13 protein-coding genes are annotated in these 16852 nt (G+C 61.6%); 2 read left to right on the top strand and 11 right to left on the bottom strand.

Annotated features, from left to right (window positions below):
- Positions 1-121 precede the first annotated feature (121 nt).
- A complete protein-coding gene (locus KSS97_RS03010) occupies positions 122-2038 on the top strand; it encodes a methyl-accepting chemotaxis protein (RefSeq protein WP_217861064.1) in 1917 nt (638 codons plus the stop codon).
- Between the two features lie 198 nt (positions 2039-2236).
- Here KSS97_RS03010 and KSS97_RS03005 read toward each other — a convergent pair whose 3' ends face one another.
- Positions 2237-2452, bottom strand: coding sequence for a nucleoid-structuring protein H-NS (locus KSS97_RS03005; RefSeq protein ID WP_217862119.1), 216 nt, complete (start codon positions 2450-2452; stop codon positions 2237-2239).
- 38 nt (positions 2453-2490) lie between these two features.
- The gene (locus KSS97_RS03000; RefSeq protein WP_030138557.1) at positions 2491-3666 is read right to left on the bottom strand and encodes an integrase core domain-containing protein; all 1176 of its coding nucleotides are present in this window, start codon (positions 3664-3666) and stop codon (positions 2491-2493) included.
- 504 nt (positions 3667-4170) lie between these two features.
- On the opposite strand from KSS97_RS03000, the gene KSS97_RS02995 reads away from it, so the two are divergent.
- Positions 4171-4512 carry a DUF6124 family protein gene (locus tag KSS97_RS02995; RefSeq protein ID WP_030138254.1) on the top strand — a complete coding sequence of 114 codons (342 nt, stop codon included), beginning with the start codon at positions 4171-4173 and terminating at the stop codon, positions 4510-4512.
- Between the two features lie 127 nt (positions 4513-4639).
- Here the strand turns inward: KSS97_RS02995 and mdoH are convergent, their stop codons facing one another.
- The 9 genes from mdoH to hutH form a co-directional block, all read right to left on the bottom strand.
- Positions 4640-7210, bottom strand: coding sequence for a glucans biosynthesis glucosyltransferase MdoH (gene mdoH, locus KSS97_RS02990; RefSeq protein WP_030138255.1), 2571 nt, complete (start codon positions 7208-7210; stop codon positions 4640-4642).
- Positions 7203-8945 carry a glucan biosynthesis protein G gene (locus tag KSS97_RS02985; RefSeq protein WP_206768577.1) on the bottom strand — a complete coding sequence of 581 codons (1743 nt, stop codon included), beginning with the start codon at positions 8943-8945 and terminating at the stop codon, positions 7203-7205. Before KSS97_RS02985 ends, mdoH begins: the two co-directional genes overlap by 8 nt.
- 350 nt (positions 8946-9295) lie before the next feature.
- The gene (gene dtd / locus KSS97_RS02980) at positions 9296-9733 is read right to left on the bottom strand and encodes a D-aminoacyl-tRNA deacylase (RefSeq protein WP_030138257.1); all 438 of its coding nucleotides are present in this window, start codon (positions 9731-9733) and stop codon (positions 9296-9298) included.
- Positions 9730-10701, bottom strand: coding sequence for a prolyl aminopeptidase (gene pip, locus KSS97_RS02975; RefSeq protein WP_198797393.1), 972 nt, complete (start codon positions 10699-10701; stop codon positions 9730-9732). Before pip ends, dtd begins: the two co-directional genes overlap by 4 nt.
- A 105-nt stretch (positions 10702-10806) precedes the next feature.
- A complete protein-coding gene (locus KSS97_RS02970; protein WP_217861063.1) occupies positions 10807-11718 on the bottom strand; it encodes an alpha/beta hydrolase in 912 nt (303 codons plus the stop codon).
- 165 nt (positions 11719-11883) lie between these two features.
- Positions 11884-12831: a choline ABC transporter substrate-binding protein gene (locus KSS97_RS02965; RefSeq protein WP_217861062.1), complete on the bottom strand. Its 948-nt coding sequence runs from the start codon at positions 12829-12831 to the stop codon at positions 11884-11886.
- A 307-nt stretch (positions 12832-13138) separates the two neighbouring features.
- Entirely contained in the window at positions 13139-13942 is an 804-nt protein-coding gene (gene hutG, locus KSS97_RS02960) for an N-formylglutamate deformylase (RefSeq protein ID WP_030138260.1), read from the bottom strand.
- Positions 13943-13953: 11 nt separating this feature from the next.
- A complete protein-coding gene (hutI, locus tag KSS97_RS02955; protein WP_217861061.1) occupies positions 13954-15156 on the bottom strand; it encodes an imidazolonepropionase in 1203 nt (400 codons plus the stop codon).
- Between the two features lie 129 nt (positions 15157-15285).
- Positions 15286-16818, bottom strand: a complete 1533-nt coding sequence (gene hutH, locus KSS97_RS02950) for a histidine ammonia-lyase (RefSeq protein ID WP_217861060.1) — start codon at positions 16816-16818, stop codon at positions 15286-15288.
- Between the last annotated feature and the right edge of the window lie 34 nt (positions 16819-16852).

The raw sequence follows: 16852 nt of genomic DNA, 5'->3' as shown, positions 1-16852 counted from the left end.
AACCCTGTGGCGAGGGAGCTTGCTCCCGCGCCACGAAATCTTGACAATCCCCTACAGATCCCTCCCAAGCCGCCGATACAGTCCCCATAAAACCAAATCAGCGCTCCAAGGGAGTATCAGCATGTTCCGGTGGCTTGCCCAGGGTCTGGGAAATGTAAGCGTGAATCGCAAACTCGGCGCAGGCTTCGGCCTGGTGCTGCTCCTCACCTTGATGATCGCGTTCACCGGCTGGTCCGGCCTGGGCAATGTCATCAGCCGCGGCGACAAGCTCGGGTTCATTGCCGGTCTCAACGACCTGAGCAAGGACTTGAACCTGGCCAGCATCGACTACAACACCACCCGGGGCGAGAAAGGCCCGCAACAGGTCAACGACCTGCTTGGCAAGCTCGATGCAGGCCTGAAAACCGCTCGCGAATTGATCGAACAGCCCGCCGACATCGCGTTGATCGACCAGCAACTGGCCGCCGTCGCCGAGTACAAAAGCGCCTTCGCCCAGATGACCAGCGCCACCGTCAGTCGCGAAGATGCCCGCAGCAAGCTGGGCGCCAGCGCCGATAACACCGTGGCGCGGGTCGCCGAAGTGGAAAAAGCGCTGCTGCAAGGCGGCGACATCACCCCGTTCAACAACATCGTGACCCTGAGCAAGGCGATCCAGCAGGCCCGCTACCAGGTCCGCGGTTACACTTACAGCGGCAAAAGTGAAGCCCAACAGCCGGCCATCGATGCAATCACCGATGTCTTGAAGCTGCTGGCTCGCTTGCCAGCCCAGTTGCCCGAGGAGCATGCCGACAAGCTCCAGCAGGCCAGCGACTCGATGAACCTCTATCGAGCGGCGGTCAGCCAGTTCCGCGACTCCCAGCTCGATAACGGTGCCGCACTGCAGCGCATGAGCGAGCAAGGCCAGATCCTGATCGACTCCAGCCAGAAGCTCACCGTGTCACAGACCGCCGTGCGCGACCGCGACACCGCCCAGGCCAAGAGCATCCTGATTGCAGCCGCCGCCCTGGCCCTGCTATTTGGCGTGATCGCCGCCCTGCTCATCACTCGGCAGATCGTCGGTCCTCTGGATGAGACCCTGAAGGTGGCAGAACGCGTCGCCGCGGGTGACCTGACCCATAACCTCACCTCTGAACGCCGCGACGAACTCGGCCAACTGCAACGCGCCATGCAACGCATGACCGTGGGCCTGCGGCAATTGATCGGTGGTATCGGTGAAGGGGTTACCCAGATCGCCAGCGCCGCCGAACAGCTGTCGGCCGTGACCGAACAGACCAGCGCCGGTGTGAACAGTCAGAAAGTGGAAACCGATCAGGTCGCCACGGCCATGCACGAAATGACCGCCACGGTGCAGGAAGTCGCGCGCAACGCCGAGGAAGCCTCCGAAGCCGCCGTCGCCGCCGACCAACAGGCCCGTGAAGGCGATAAGGTAGTTGGCGAAGCCATCGCCCAGATCGAACGCCTGGCCAAGGAAGTGGGCAACTCCACCGCCGCCATGGGCGATTTGAAGCGCGAAAGCGACAAGATCGGCAGCGTCCTGGACGTGATCAAGTCCGTGGCCCAGCAAACCAACCTGCTGGCCCTCAACGCAGCCATCGAAGCGGCCCGTGCCGGGGAAGCCGGGCGAGGCTTTGCCGTGGTGGCCGACGAGGTTCGCAGCCTGGCCCAGCGCACCCAGAAGTCCACCGAGGAAATCGAAGAACTGATCGTTGGCCTGCAAAACGGCACCGAGCAGGTCGCGACCATCATGGACAACAGCCGCAACCTGACCGACAGCAGCGTCGAATTGACCCGCCGTGCGGGGGGCTCGTTGGAGAACATCACGCGTACAGTTTCGGCGATCCAGTCGATGAACCAGCAGATCGCAGCGGCGGCCGAGCAGCAAAGCGCGGTGGCCGAGGAGATCAACCGCAGCGTGCTGAATGTGCGTGACGTGTCGGAGCAGACGGCGTCGTCCAGTGAGGAGACGGCCGCCTCCAGCGCGGAGTTGGCGCGGCTGGGGGTTCATTTGCAGACGTTGGTGGGGCGGTTTAGGGTCTGACTTGGCATCCGAGATAAATGTTCATGAGGAGGCGGCTTTAAAGCCGACCTGGCTCTGAGTGACCGCGTTTCTCCCGTGAGAGCGAGCTTGCTCGCGATAGGGGTGCCACAGTCGACGAAAATGTTGGATGTGCCGGCCTCTTCGCGAGCAGGCTCGCTCCCACAATGGGATTGGAATAAAGCCAAAGAACCAGGTCGGCTATAAGGCCGCCTCGCTGTAGACCTTGATCTTGATCTTGATCTGGGGCGCCCCGTTAACCACGCTGGCCGAACGCAGGCATTGCGCAGTGGACATCCCGGCATGGATGCCGGGATAGCCGCGCTGGGCCAGGGACGGCCCTTCGCGGCGGGCCCACGGAGCAATGCCGGAGTGAGGGCACACCGAGCCTGGGCGAGGTGCCGAGTGGTGGGGCAAATATACGGATCACCCACATGGGTTACAAAAAAGTGCACTCACATAGGTAACACCCGGAGTGTCACGTAGCCATCAATGGCATCTCTTACATCAATCCGTCCAAGGATGATTGGACCGAAGATAACATCCCAGATCCCGTCCTCTATTTGCTCCAGTCCAATGGTCTGGTGCTTGAGCACATAGCCGACGTAGATCCTTACACCACGACGATTGACGATGCCCGAGCAGTCCGCTTGGAGGCTATCGATATGGCTCGGGTAGGTCATCTCGGGAAGCTTCTCGGGATATTGGCGGGACGAAGGCTCATAGCAGGACGCGGGTGTCTTCTGATTAAGAGCCTCGTGCAAACGCTCATAGTTGTAATGTTGCCTGAAACGATCAAAGTGCCGTTGTTGAGCCTCCCACGCTACTGCAGGGGGTGACGGAAGAGTGCTTTTCAACGTTCGATGCATACGTTCATGTCGGCCATTTTGCTCCGGCCTGCCGGGGGCGATCCGCTCGGGAATGATCCCTAGACGCAACCACCAGATGGACAACTGGGAAAGGCCCGCACGCCCTTTGCTCGCAAACGGAACACCATTGTCGGTACGAATGCGCTCCGGCAGACCATGTTCACGAAACACCTGAGTAAACACCGCCTGGGTTTCCTGGAAATTGGTGCTAGCCATGCTGTGGCAAGCGAGCAAGAAACGACTGGCATGGTCCATGATCGTCAATGGATAGCACCAGACGCCCGCACCTGTCAGGAATTGGCCTTTGTAATCGGCGCTGAATAGCTGGTTGGGAGCCTCTGCTTTCTGCAGTGGTTTGGGATAAACCGCCACTCGTTGACGCAATCGGCGTGGTTTGACCAGCTCAGCTTTCTTTAGGATGTTGTAGATCGACGTCTTTGATGGCGGCGCCTGGTCAGGAAAACGCTCGAGCAAAGCCGCCTGAATTTTCTTGGGGCCAGGCTCTGTCTCACCCCGACCGCGTAACTCAATGATCGCCTCACGGACAGCCAGCGGCACTACCCATTCCTGGGTAAGCCGACGACGGCTATGTTCTTCCAGTCCGGCGGGCCCTTCCCTCTCATACCGCTCGACCCATTTATAGCCAGTCTTGCGGCTGATCTCGTAGGCTTGGCAAAGCGCACTGAAGCTGGGCGGGCCTTTGATGAAGTCCGCAATGAACAGCAGTTTCAGGTCCATAGGTTTCAGCTCTCGCCATGGCATGGTCAGATCCTCGAAAACCGACCCTGCCAGTTAAAAACTGTTACCTATGTGAGTGAACTGATTTGTAACCCATGTGGGTGAGTCATACCCCCAAAGCCTTTTTGGTTACTTTTTTGGCGTCTGAAAAAAGTAACCCGCCGTAAGGGCGGAACCCTAAGCAGCCGTTACCTAAATAACGGATATACACACAAAAACCCCAACTCCCACAATCCGTCATCCCAAGGCTACGCCGCCTTGCGCCATTGCCTACAACTACGCCAGAATCCGCCGGCTTGTGCGCCTTGGCCCTGGGCTCTAACGTTTGCAGGTCGCTGTAAGTTCAGCGATCGGGTTTAGCAGCTCGGCTTAATATCAAGGCACGCAGGTCCGCTTCATGGCGGCTGTGCGTGGGGCACTTCGGTGCGCCGGGTTCCTTGATTCCTGGTCTGCTAACCCGCGTACTGCCGCCACCCTTTTCGTTTAGCAGCGATGTCTGGCGGCTCCATCAATCAAGGAGCGTCATCCATGTACAAAGTGACACCCAACCCACCAGAACCCGAAACCGACCCCAAGAAAATCCAGGAAGCCACTGATCGCGCGCTGGATTACTACCTGAAGCCCAAACAGGCCAAACCCGAGAAAAAACCGTCGCCAGGCCAACTCTTCACCATCGTCGACGGCATCGACACCGAAAGCCTGCTGGCCAACCTCAGCGAAACCCTGGCTTCAGCCGACGCAATGATCAACGACCTAGCGTTCGATCTTGAAGGTTCGAGACGCCAAGTTGCGCTTGGCATCCTGCAACTAATCGAGCTGAGTGGTTTGTTGGCGAATCGGATGTTGGATAGCGTCAATCCACAGCCTTAGCGTTTTCGGGGCCGCTACGCAGCCCAACGGGGATAAATCCCCTCGCCACAAAAACAGCAACCTCAACGCAGCGCCCAACAAAAAGCCCCGCCTCTTTTCAGAAGCGGGGCTTTTGCGTATCAGGCGATCAAGCCACCTGAGGCTGCACGCTCACCGGCTGCAGCGGCAACAACGGTGCATGCGGATCGGCCTTGACCGACTCGCGCCATGCCGCCAACCACTCCGGATGCGCCTCGGCCCACACCTGCTCATGCAGGCGGGACAACGCCACCGGGTCGCTCAACAGTGCCAATCGCTCGGCGTTGCTGAGCCCCGCAGGGCCGACCTTCAGCGCGTGACGAACGCGTTCGACCCGCAGCCATTCGATCGGCTCAGCCTTGCCGTGACGTGACGTCGCCAATGCATAGGCCAGGGCGTTCTGTTGTGGATCGACCACCGCCCGGATGAAACCGTCGTTCAGCGCGTGCCAACGGTTTTCATGGGTGTACTGGTCGGTCGACAGCAACTCCTGTGGCGGTGCGTATTCCTCGGGGATCAGGAACAAGCTTTCATCACGGGACTTCAAGCCCAGGCCCACGCGGCTGGAAATCACCGAGACCGGGATCGACAGCATCAGCGAGCCGACGATCGGCACGAGCCACCACAGGAAGCTCGGGTTCAGCCAGATCACCAGCAAGGCCCAGAAGAAGCCCAGCAGGGTTTGCGGACCGTGGCGCTTGACGGCTTCGCTCCATGGCGTGGAGTCGTCGTCACGTTTCGGCGAGTTCCACGTCGCGGCCCAGCCCAGGAAAGCGGCAAGGACGAAACGGGTGTGGAAGATCATCCGCACCGGCGCCAGCAGCATGGAAAACAGCATTTCCAGCAGCATCGACAAGGTCACCTTGAACTTGCCACCAAACTCCTTCGCGCCTTTTGCCCAGATCAACACGATGCTCAAGAGCTTGGGCAGGAACAGCAGGACAATGGTGGTGGAAAACAGCGCGATGGCTTTTTCCGGATGCCATTGTGGCCAGAGCGGATACAGCTGGCGCGGCTCCAGGAAGTACTGCGGCTCCATCAACGTGTTCACCGCCAGCAGCGCGGTGGAGAGCACCAGGAAGAAGAACCACAACGGTGCCGACAGGTAGGACATAACGCCGGTCAGGAACACCGCGCGGTGCACCGGGTGCATGCCCTTGACCAGGAACAGCCGGAAGTTCATCAGGTTGCCGTGGCACCAACGACGGTCACGCTTGAGTTCGTCCAGCAGGTTCGGCGGCAGTTCCTCGTAGCTGCCCGGCAAGTCGTAGGCAATCCACACGCCCCAGCCGGCACGGCGCATCAGCGCGGCTTCGACGAAGTCGTGGGAGAGGATCGCGCCCGAGAACGCACCTTTACCGGGCAACGGCGCCAGGGCGCAGTGGTCGATAAACGGCTTCATGCGGATGATCGCGTTGTGACCCCAGTAGTGCGACTCGCCCAACTGCCAGAAGTGCAGGCCAGCGGTGAACAGCGGACCATAGACGCGGGTGGCGAACTGCTGCATGCGCGCATACAGCGTGTCCATGCCCGAGGCCCGTGGCGCGGTCTGGATGATGCCGGCGTCAGGCGTGGCTTCCATCAGGCGCACCAGGCTGGTCAGGCATTCGCCGCTCATGACGCTGTCGGCGTCGAGCACGACCATGTACTTGTAGTCGCTGCCCCAACGACGGCAGAAGTCGTCGAGGTTGCCGCTCTTGCGCTTCACGCGACGGCGACGACGGCGGTAGAAGATCTTGCCGAAGCCGCCGGTTTCACGGCAGACGTCCAGCCAGGCCTGCTGCTCGGCGACGCAGATGTCGGTTTCGTTACTGTCGCTGAGCACGAAGAAATCGAAGCGGTCCAGGTCACCGGTGGCGGCGACCGACTCGAACGTGGCGCGCAAACCGGCGAATACCCGAGGGACGTCCTCGTTGCAGATCGGCATGACCAATGCGGTGCGGGCGTCCTTCGGAATCGGCTCGTTGCCGGCGCTGGCACCGGAGATACGGTACTTGTCGTGACCGGTGAGCAGTTCCAGGAAGCCCATCAACGCGGTCCAGAAACCGGCCGACACCCAGCAGAACAGGATGCCGAACATGATCAGGATGCTGGTTTGCAGCGCGTACGGCAGCACTTGCGTGGCCGTCTGCAGCAGCGGTTGGTGCATCACTTCGTCGAGGTCCACCAGCGACCAGCCCTGGTACGGCATGATGCCTTTCATGTACCAGCCGGCGACGATGGTCTGGCCGAGCATCAGAATCAGCAGGATGTAGCGGCGAATCGAACCCACGGTACGCCACCGCGCGTGCGGCAAGACGCGCTCGTCCTTGGGCGGCTTCGGCGGATTGGTGCGACCGGTCAGGCGGCGCCAGCCACGCACCAGGATATTGGTGCGCCACGGCTCCGGCACGACTTTGGTCCGGCGAATCGGCGGCGTCGCCTTCAGGCACACCCGGCCGTTGGAATCGAGCGCCAGCATTTCAGCGTCCTCGAGTTCCTCGGCGGTGCTCAGTACCAGGCGACGGCCCACCGAGGCTTGCGCCGCCTCGTTGGGTGCGTCGAATGTCGAAGAAGCCAGGCGTTCATGCAATTCGCTGAATGACTTGCAGCCCGCCAGCTCGGCGCGCTGCTCGTCGGTCATCGGCAAATGGGCCAGATACTCGCTGAGAGACTCTGGTTGTACGGGAGTATTACTCATCGGCAGGCAACTGGTAGCTCCAGGTCTCGGTCAGGACTTGTTCAGTCTGTTCCGGTTCCTGTGGGGTTGGGGTCGGCTCGGCGGCGGCGGTGGACGCCTTCACGGCCTTGGCTTCTTTCTGCTCGGCGGCTTGCTCGTTGGCTTTTTCTTTTTCGCTCTGCTGCTTCGCGACCTTGTCAGCCTTGGCCAACGTGTTCACGGAATGCGAGGTGGCAGGCAGTTCGACAGGAACCAGCGGCCGGACCAGGGCAGCACGCATCTCGGTGGCTTTGCTCGGGTCCTTGATCTTCAGGCGCAGCGTCAAGCGCCAGCCCTTGGTTTCAGGGTTGTAGCGAACGCTGTTCTCGACGATCTCGCCGTTGTCGCCAACGCTCACCTGGCTACGCACTTCGGCGTCTTCAGGCAGCGCTTGCAGGGACGGCCCTTCGAAGTCGACCAGGTAGGCCACGCTGCCGTCCGGCTGACGAATCAGGTTGGACTGCTTCACGTCACCGGTGGAACGCAAGGTCTGCTTGACCCAGGCGCTGTCTGGCGAGTGCAGGTTGGCTTCATCGAGCGTCCAATGCAGACGGTAGGCGAAGTCCAGCGGCTGGCCAGGCTCAGGCAGTTTTTCCGGGCTCCAGAACGCAACGATGTTGTCGTTGGTTTCATCGGCGGTCGGGATTTCAACCAGGTCGACGGTGCCTTTGCCCCAATCGCCTTTCGGCTCGATCCAGGCACTAGGACGTTTCTCGTAACGATCGTCCAGGTCTTCGTAGTGACTGAAGTCACGACCACGTTGCAACAAGCCGAAACCACGCGGGTTTTCGACCGAGAAGTTGCTCACGGCCAGGTGTTTTGGATTGTTCAGCGGACGCCAGATCCACTCGCCGTTGCCGGCATGGATGGACAGGCCGCTGGAATCGTGGAGTTCACGACGGTAGTTCAGCACTTTGGACGGCTGGTTGGCGCCGAACAGGAACATGCTGGTCAGCGGGGCGATGCCCAGCTTGTTGACGCGATCACGCAGGAATACACGCGACTTCACGTCGACCACGGTGTCGGTGCCCGGACGCAGGGTCAGGCGATAAGCGCCCGTGGCCCGTGGCGAATCCAGCAAGGCGAAGATCACCAGGTGCTTGTCGGTCGGTTTCGGACGCTGGATCCAGAACTCGCGGAAGCGTGGGAACTCTTCACCCGATGGCAAGGCAGTATCGATCGCCATGCCACGCGCGGACAAACCGTAGACCTGACCCTTGCCGATGACGCGGAAATAGCTCGCGCCCAGCATGGTCATGATTTCGTCTTGCTTGTCAGCCTTGTTGATCGGATACAGCACGCGGAAACCGGCGTAGCCCAGCTGTTCGGTCGCCTTGGGATCGAACTTCACGTCGCCGAAATCGAAACGTGTCGGGTCGTACTTGATCTCGTCGACGGTGGTCGCGGTGATTTCGTTGATCTTCACCGGCGTGTCGAAGTGCATGCCCTGGTGATAGAAGGACAGCCGGAACGGCGTCTTCTGGTCGGCCCATTCAGCTTTTTCAGTGCGGAAACGGATTTTCTGATAATCGGCGAACTTCATTTCGCGGAATTCGTTCGGCAAGTTGCTGCGCGGGGCTTCGAACTTCTGCCCGGCCAGTTCTTGCGCTTTTGCCGACACATCATCCAGGCTGAATGCCCACAGTTGGCCGGCGCCAAGCAGGCAAAACAGGGCCGAGCCCGCTACCAGAGCGTTTCTAAACCGTTTGGCAGTCATTTTTGGTGCATTACAGGGACTAACAATCACGAGCAACCCTCGCCGAAAACTGATCAAAAAACCAACGGCCAGATAAAGTATCTACACGGTAACGGCGCTGAAAAACCGTTCCTGCGGACCACTCTTGCCAAGTTGGCGAGCATTGTTCCGACTCCGATGGGACAAAATGATTCCCCAAACGGTTCAGGACAAGTCTCTACCTAAGTCAAATGGACCAGCGATCGCTGGTCCCCCGTAGCGCGCGATTATCTAGTAGGCCGCGTGACAACGCATCAGGGCTAGCAAAGTATTTATCGAGAAAACATCTTGTTTTGCCTCGAAACCGGACCGAAAAGATGTTTCAAACGCTTTCAGGCCTGTAACAGAAAGGTTACCGGGCCATCGTTGACCAGATGCACTTGCATGTCGGCGCCGAATCTACCTGATGCCACGGTGCCATGCACCTGTTTCGCCTGGTTAAGCAAATAGTTGAATAGCTCTTCGCCCAGGGCGGGAGGCGCGGCGGTCGAAAAACTCGGTCGCAGGCCGCTTTTGGTGTCCGCTGCCAGGGTGAATTGTGAAACCAGCAGCAAACCGCCTGCCACATCCGCCAGGGACAGGTTCATCTTCCCATCGGCGTCGCTGAACACCCGGTAGTTAAGCAGCTTGTGCAGCAGTTTGTCGGCGTGGGCACGCGTGTCCCCGGGCTCGACCGCCACCAGCACCAGCAATCCATGGTCCACGGCGCCGACAATTTCGCCCGCGACCTCGACGCGGGCGCCGCGAACCCGCTGCAGCAGCCCTTTCATGCTTCTTCGGGCGGCAGGTCAAGCAGGCGACGGGCCATTTGTGCGGCGGCGCGCACCAGTGCATCGGTGATTCCGGGCTCCGAGGCGGCGTGGCCGGCGTCGCGGATGACCTGCAATTCGCTGTTGGGCCAGTTCTGGTGCAGCTCCCAGGCGTTGTCCAGCGGGCAGATCACGTCGTAGCGGCCGTGCACGATGACGCCCGGCAAGTGGGCGATCTTGCCCATGTCGCGAATCAGTTGGTTGGGCTCGAGGAAAGCGTTATTGGTGAAGTAGTGGCATTCGATCCGGGCGATCGACAGCGCGCGCTGCGGCTCGGAGAAGCGATCGACCACCAGCGGGTTCGGCCGCAGGGTCGCGGTACGGCCCTCCCAGGTCGACCAGGCCTTGGCCGCGTGCATCTGGGCAATCTGGTCGTTACCGGTCAGGCGCTTGTGGAAAGCGCCGAGCAAGTTGTCGCGCTCGTCCAACGGGATCGGCGCAATGTAGTCCTGCCAGTAGTCAGGGAACAGGCGACTGGCGCCAGCCTGGTAGAACCACTCGATTTCCTGCGGACGGCAGAGAAATATCCCACGCAGGATCAAGCCATGTACCCGCTCCGGATGGGTCTGGGCGTAGGCCAGGGCCAGGGTCGAGCCCCAGGAACCGCCGAACAGCACCCATTTTTCGATGCCCAGGTGCTTGCGGATGCGCTCCAGGTCTTCGACCAGATCCCAGGTGGTGTTGTTTTCCAGGCTGGCGTGAGGCGTGGAACGACCGCAGCCGCGCTGGTCGAAGGTGACGATGCGGTACAGGTTCGGATCGAAGTAGCGACGGCTTTGTGCATCGCAACCCGCCCCCGGGCCGCCGTGAATGAACACGACTGGCAGGCCTTCCGGCGAGCCGCTTTCATCGACATAGAGCGTGTGGGTGTCATCGACAGCCAGATCGTGCCGGGCATGGGGTTTGATCTGCGGGTACAAAGTCTGCATTGCGCGCTCCGTAAGGGGTCGAGTCATCCCTGTGGGGACTTCTATTTAGTCTGCCGTCCGGCATCATAAACCCGAATCACCTTAATGAGCATGCCCCGCGCGCAGTCAAAGCGTGTCAGCCAGGTAGGCGAGCAGCGTGCGATACATCTTATCCACCTCCGGTACCTGGCCCCGAGCGCGCAGGCAACCGTGGACCAGGCCTTCGCCCCGGTACAACACGCAAGCCTCTCCTGCGGCGTTCAGCCGCTCGCTATAAAGGACACCGTCATCACGCAGCGGATCCCATTGGGCGACGGCGACGAAGGCGGGTGCCAAGCCCTTCAGATCATCGGCAAGCAACGGTGCGGCGTAGGGCGTGGGGTCGGCACCCTGCAGGTACAAAGCGTCATAGTGTTGCAGGTCACTGCTGCTCAAGAGCGGTGCGTCGGAACACTCGTCGCGCGACGGCAAATGCGCGGGGCCGCCAAGTGCCGGATAAATCAGCACCTGGGCCCTGGGCTGGGGCTGGCCTGCGTCGCGCAGGGCCAGGCACAACGCGGCGGCGAGGTTGCCGCCGGCACTGTCGCCAGTCACCGCGCGGCGACGCGGGTCAATGGCAAACGGCAGGTCCGTCAGGTGACGCCACACCGCGAGGCAGTCTTCGAAACCAGCCGGAAAGGGATGTTCCGGGGCGAGGCGATAGTCCACCGCCACGACCAGCATGCCGAGGGTATCGGCCAGTTCCGTGCAGATGAAATCATGGGAATCCAGGTCACCCACCACCCAACCACCACCGTGCAGGTAAAGGATGCACGGCCAACCGGCCAGCGGCGGCGCGGTGCGTGGGTGGTAGGCGCGGACAGCCACGCCAGCCAAATGCAGGTCCTCGACCGCCAGCGTTGCCGGGCGCGGCGGGGTGAACGCCCGGCACATCTGGCGGTAGGCCTCGCGAGAACCGGCGAGGCTGTCGTCCGGGGCGCTGAAGCTCAGGGTTTTGTCGATGAAGGCTGACATTGCCTGGGAGAGTGGGTAGGCCATTGTGATTTGCCGTGGAATGCCAAGGTGTAACCCGGAGGCTTTTGTGGCGAGGGAGCTTGCTCCCGCTCGGTTGCGCAGCGACCGCCAGGAAAAGCCGGGTCTGCTTCGCAGCCCAGCGGGAGCAAGCTCCCTCGCCACGGGATTATCGCTGTCCTTGATACCGTGTCAGTTCTTGAGGCTTGCCTGCACCGCCGCGATGCCATCCTTGCCATCGAAGCTGGTCACGCCGGCCAGCCAGCGCTGCAGATCCTCGGGATGTTCGCGCAGCCATTGCCGGGCGACATCCTGGGGTGTCTTGCGCTCCATGATCGGCACCATCAACTGGCTTTCCTGGGCGGCGGTGAACGTGAGATTTTCCAGCAACCGCTGAACGTTGGGGCAGCGCTGGGCGTAGTCCGGCGCGGTCACGGTGGATACGGTCGCGGCGCCTTCGTTCGGGCCATAAACGTCTTCACTGCCCGTCAGGTACGTCATTTTCATGTTGATATTCATCGGGTGCGGGGTCCACCCGACGAAGACCACGAACTCCTTGCGGTTCACCGCCCGCTGCACCGCCGCCAGCATTCCAGCCTCGCCGGATTCGATCAGCTTGAAATCCTTGAGGCCAAAGTGATTGGTCTCGATCATCGACTTGATGGTGGTGTTGGCGCCACTGCCCGGCTCGATCCCGTAGATCTTGCCACCGAGCTGGTCCTTGAATCGGGCGATATCGCCGAAAGTCTTGAGCCCCGCCGCCGCCGCGTAGTCTGGAACGGCCAGGGTGGCCTGGGCATCGGCCAGGCTTGGCTGGCCCAGCACCTTCACCTGGTTGGCCGCCAGGAACGGGGCGATGTTCTTGTCCATTGCCGGCTTCCAGTAGCCCAGGAAGATATCGAGCCGCTTGTCGCGAATGCCGGCGAAGATGATCTGTTGCACGGCGCTGGTCTGCTTGCTTTCGTAGCCCAGCCCGGAGAGCAACACATCGGCCATGCCGCTGGTGGCGATCACGTCGGTCCAGTTGACCACGCCCATGCGCACGACCTGGCAAGACGCAGGCTCGGCGGCCATCGCGCCGGAGCTTAGTAGAACGGTACCGCAGAGGAACGACAGACAGCGTTTGGACAGTCTTTTCATCGCGTGGGTCTCGTGCGGCAGTGGATTGTTGTAGGTCGGTGTCTAGGTGCACCGTGCCTGGAACATTACGCAGCGTCGAGGGGGCGAAAGTGAACTGTGGCGACTTGGTTTTGCACGGTGGCGACAGTTCCCCTCCGAGGTTCAAGGACAACACAACCCTGTGGCGAGGGGATTTATCCCCGCTGGACTGCGCAGCAGTCCCAAAACTTTAAATCCCACCAATCAGGCCGATGTGATTCATCCATTTTGGGGTCGCTCCGCAACCCAGCGGGGATAAATCCCCTCGCCACAGGTATTGGGCAGGTGTTTATTTTTTGTAAGTCTTCTGCCCCCACGCCACGAAGCCTTCTAGCAATTCCCTGAGCACCACCTGGGTCGGCGCCGCCAGGTCCGGGCGGTAGTTGAACGGCTCGAACTCTTCCATGTAGGTGCTCTGGCACAATTCCAATTGCACCGCGTGAATGTCCTGCTCCGGGTTGCCGTAGTGCCGGGTGATGTGTCCGCCCTTGAAACGACCGTTGAGCACGTGGGTGAACTGATCGTGACGGGCGCAGATGGCTTCGAGCTGGCTGGCCAGGGTCGGGTCGCAACTGGCGCCGTTGAACGTGCCCAGGTTGAAATCCGGCAACTTGCCGTCGAACAGGTGCGGGATCACCGAACGGATCGAGTGGGCATCGAACAGCAAGGCGTAGCCAAACTCAGCCTTGAGCCGCGCCAGCTCCTGTTGCAGCGCTTGGTGGTACGGCATCCAGACCTGTTGCAGATACGTCGCCCGCTCCTCTACCGATGGCTCCAGCCCTTCGCGAAACAACGGCACGCCATCGAACAGGGTCGCCGGGTACAAACCGGTGGTGGCGCCGACGTACATCGGCTTGTCATCGGAGGGGCGGTTCAGGTCGACGACGAACCGCGAGTATTCGGCGGCCAGGGTGCTGGCGCCCAGCTCATCGGCGAATTCGTAGAGCCGTGGGATGTGCCAGTCGGTGTCCGGCAGGCTCTGGGCCTCGGGGATCAACCCGGCCTGTACCGCCGGGGTCAGGCGCAGGCCGGCGTGGGGCATGCTGATCAACAGCGGCACGCGCCCTTGCTTGAAATTCAGGACCTTCTCCACAACCGTTCTCCTCAATCGATTTCCACGCCGTGACGCACGACGCGTTTTTCCAGATCGCCACCGAGCCAATAAGACAGGTCGGCCGGGCGATCGATGTGCCAGGCGACAAAATCCGCGACCTTGCCGGCTTCCAGCGAACCGTGGGTTCGGGCCATGCCCAGGGCTTGGGCGGCATGAATCGTCGCCCCTGCCAACGCTTCTTCCGGCGTCATGCGGAAACAGGTGCAGGCCATGTTCAGCATCAAGCGCAACGACAACGCCGGCGAAGTGCCGGGGTTGAGGTCGCTGGCCACGGCGATTTTCACGCCGTGCTGGCGCAGCGCATCCATGGGCGGCATCTGGGTTTCACGCAGGAAATAAAACGCTCCTGGCAGGAGCACCGCCACGGTGCCGGACGCGGCCATGGCCTTGGCGTCTTCTTCGGTCATGAACTCCAGATGATCGGCCGACAGCGCCTGGTAGCGCGCCGCCAGGCTGGAGCCGTGCAGCGACGACAGCTGTTCGGCGTGCAGCTTTACCGGCAAGCCGAGCTGTTGCGCGGTGATAAACACCCGCTCGACCTGCTCTGGGGAAAACGCCAGGTACTCACAAAAAGCGTCAACGGCGTCTACCAAGCCTTCGGCCGCCAAGGCGGGAAGCATTTCGGTGCAGATATGTTCGACGTAGTCGTCGGCGCGATCCTTGTATTCCGGTGGCAAGGCGTGGGCCGCCAGGCACGTGCTGCGTATGCTGACCGGCAACTCGGCGCCGAGACGGCGGATGACGCGCAGGATCTTGCGCTCGCTGGCCAGGTCCAGGCCGTAGCCGGATTTTATTTCCACCGTGGTCACGCCGTCGCGCATCAGGCTTTTCAGGCGCTTGGCGGCGCTGGCGAACAGCTCGTCCTCGCTGGCGGCCCGAGTGGCGCGCACGGTGCTGGCGATGCCGCCGCCGGCCGCGGCGATTTCGGCGTAGCTGACGCCTTGCAGGCGCTGTTCGAACTCACCGCTGCGGTTGCCGCCAAACACCGTGTGGGTGTGGCAGTCGATCAGCCCTGGTGTGACCCAGGCACCCTTGAGGTCGTTGACCGCCGGATAGTCGCCCACCGGTAATTCGGCGCGGGGGCCGATCCATTGAATGTGCGCGTCCTGGGTGACGATGGCGGCGTCTTCGATGATCGAGTAGACGCCCAGGGCCATGGTGGCGGCGTGGCAGTTTTGCCAGAGGGTTTTCATCCCGGTTTCCTCGTCGCATTCAAAATCGGATCGCGAGCAAGCTCGCTCCCACAGGGATCAGGGGTGTACCCCAAATGAAGGGCTCGACACCGATCCCCTGTGGGAGCGAGCTTGCTCGCGAAGGGGCCCTTACAGGCTCGGCAACAACTGCGCCGCGACCAGCTCGTTCAGGCACCGGCTCGCCAGCAATTCACTCGCCGCGTTGATGTCCGGCGCAAAGAACCGGTCCTTCTCGTAGAACGGCACCTCTGCACGCAGCAGCGCCCTGGCCTGCTCCAGCTTGGCGGAGGTTTTCAGACCGCCGCGCAAATCCAGCCCCTGGCACGCCGCCAGCCATTCCACCGCGAGGATCCCACGGGTGTTCTCGGCCATTTCCCACAGGCGCTTGCCGGCTGCCGGAGCCATGGAGACGTGATCTTCCTGGTTCGCCGAAGTCGGCAGGCTGTCCACCGAATGGGGATGGGACAGAGCCTTGTTTTCGCTGGCCAGCGCAGCCGCCGTCACCTGGGCGATCATGAAGCCGGAGTTCACGCCGCCATTGGCCACCAGGAACGGCGGCAGTTGCGACATGTGCTTGTCCATCATCAACGAGATACGCCGCTCGCTCAGGGAGCCGATCTCGGCGATCGCCAGGGCCATGTTATCGGCGGCCATCGCCACCGGCTCGGCGTGGAAGTTGCCGCCGGAAATCACATCGCCCTCGGCAGCGAACACCAGCGGGTTATCCGACACGGCGTTGGCCTCGATCACCAGCACCTCGGCGGCCTGGCGGAACTGGGTCAGGCAGGCGCCCATCACTTGCGGCTGGCAGCGCAGGGAGTACGGATCCTGGACCTTGTCGCAGTTCTGGTGCGAGTCGGAGACTTCGCTGCGCTCGCCCAGCAGGTCGCGATAGGCCGCGGCCGCATCGATCTGACCTTTCTGACCGCGAGCCGCATGGATGCGCGCATCGAACGGCGAGCGCGAACCGAGCACCGCTTCCACGGTGAGGCCACCCAGGGCCAGGGCACCGGCAAACAGGTCTTCGCCTTCGAACAGGCCACGCAGGGCAAACGCGGTGGACACCTGGGTGCCATTGAGCAGCGCCAGGCCTTCCTTGGCGGCCAGGGTCAGCGGCGCGAGGCCTGCCACTTTCAGCGCGTCGACGGCCGGCAGCCATTCGCCCTTGTAGCGGGCCTTGCCTTCGCCCAGCAGCACCAGGGACATGTGCGCCAGTGGCGCCAGGTCACCGGAAGCACCGACCGAACCCTTGAGCGGAATGTGCGGGTAGACCTCGGCATTGATCAGCGCAATCAGCGCATCGATCACCTGCCGACGGATGCCGGAAAAACCGCGGCTCAGGCTGTTGACCTTGAGCACCATGACCAGCCGCACCAGCGCATCGCTGATCGGCTCGCCGACACCGGCGGCATGGGACAGCACCAGGGAACGCTGGAGGTTTTCCAGGTCCTCGCTGGCGATGCGGGTCGAGGCCAGCAGGCCAAAACCGGTATTGATGCCATAGGCGGTGCGGTTCTCGGCGAGGATCTGTTCCACGCAGGCAACACTGGCTTCGATCTGCGCCGACGCGCTGGCGTCGAGGCTCAGGTTCACCGGTTGCTGATAGATGTCACGCAATTGAGCCAGGCTCAATTGGCCAGGAATCAGGTTTAAGGCAGTCATGTAGTGCTCCTTTTGAGAGTTTTGTTTTTCACCC

It is taken from the genome of Pseudomonas alvandae, assembly GCF_019141525.1.
GTDB classification, from domain to species: Bacteria; Pseudomonadota; Gammaproteobacteria; order Pseudomonadales; family Pseudomonadaceae; genus Aquipseudomonas; species Aquipseudomonas alvandae.
This window is presented reverse-complemented; position numbering and strand designations above follow the sequence as displayed.

Coding starts and splice junctions, on each gene's coding strand:
- mdoH (WP_030138255.1), bottom strand. CDS start 7,210: ATGAGTAATACTCCCGTACAACCAGAGTCTCTCAGCGAGTATCTGGCC.
- KSS97_RS02995 (WP_030138254.1), top strand. CDS start 4,171: ATGTACAAAGTGACACCCAACCCACCAGAACCCGAAACCGACCCCAAG.
- hutI (WP_217861061.1), bottom strand. CDS start 15,156: ATGAAAACCCTCTGGCAAAACTGCCACGCCGCCACCATGGCCCTGGGC.
- KSS97_RS03000 (WP_030138557.1), bottom strand. CDS start 3,666: ATGCCATGGCGAGAGCTGAAACCTATGGACCTGAAACTGCTGTTCATT.
- dtd (WP_030138257.1), bottom strand. CDS start 9,733: ATGAAAGGGCTGCTGCAGCGGGTTCGCGGCGCCCGCGTCGAGGTCGCG.
- pip (WP_198797393.1), bottom strand. CDS start 10,701: ATGCAGACTTTGTACCCGCAGATCAAACCCCATGCCCGGCACGATCTG.
- hutH (WP_217861060.1), bottom strand. CDS start 16,818: ATGACTGCCTTAAACCTGATTCCTGGCCAATTGAGCCTGGCTCAATTG.
- KSS97_RS02985 (WP_206768577.1), bottom strand. CDS start 8,945: ATGACTGCCAAACGGTTTAGAAACGCTCTGGTAGCGGGCTCGGCCCTG.
- KSS97_RS02965 (WP_217861062.1), bottom strand. CDS start 12,831: ATGAAAAGACTGTCCAAACGCTGTCTGTCGTTCCTCTGCGGTACCGTT.
- KSS97_RS02970 (WP_217861063.1), bottom strand. CDS start 11,718: ATGGCCTACCCACTCTCCCAGGCAATGTCAGCCTTCATCGACAAAACC.
- KSS97_RS03010 (WP_217861064.1), top strand. CDS start 122: ATGTTCCGGTGGCTTGCCCAGGGTCTGGGAAATGTAAGCGTGAATCGC.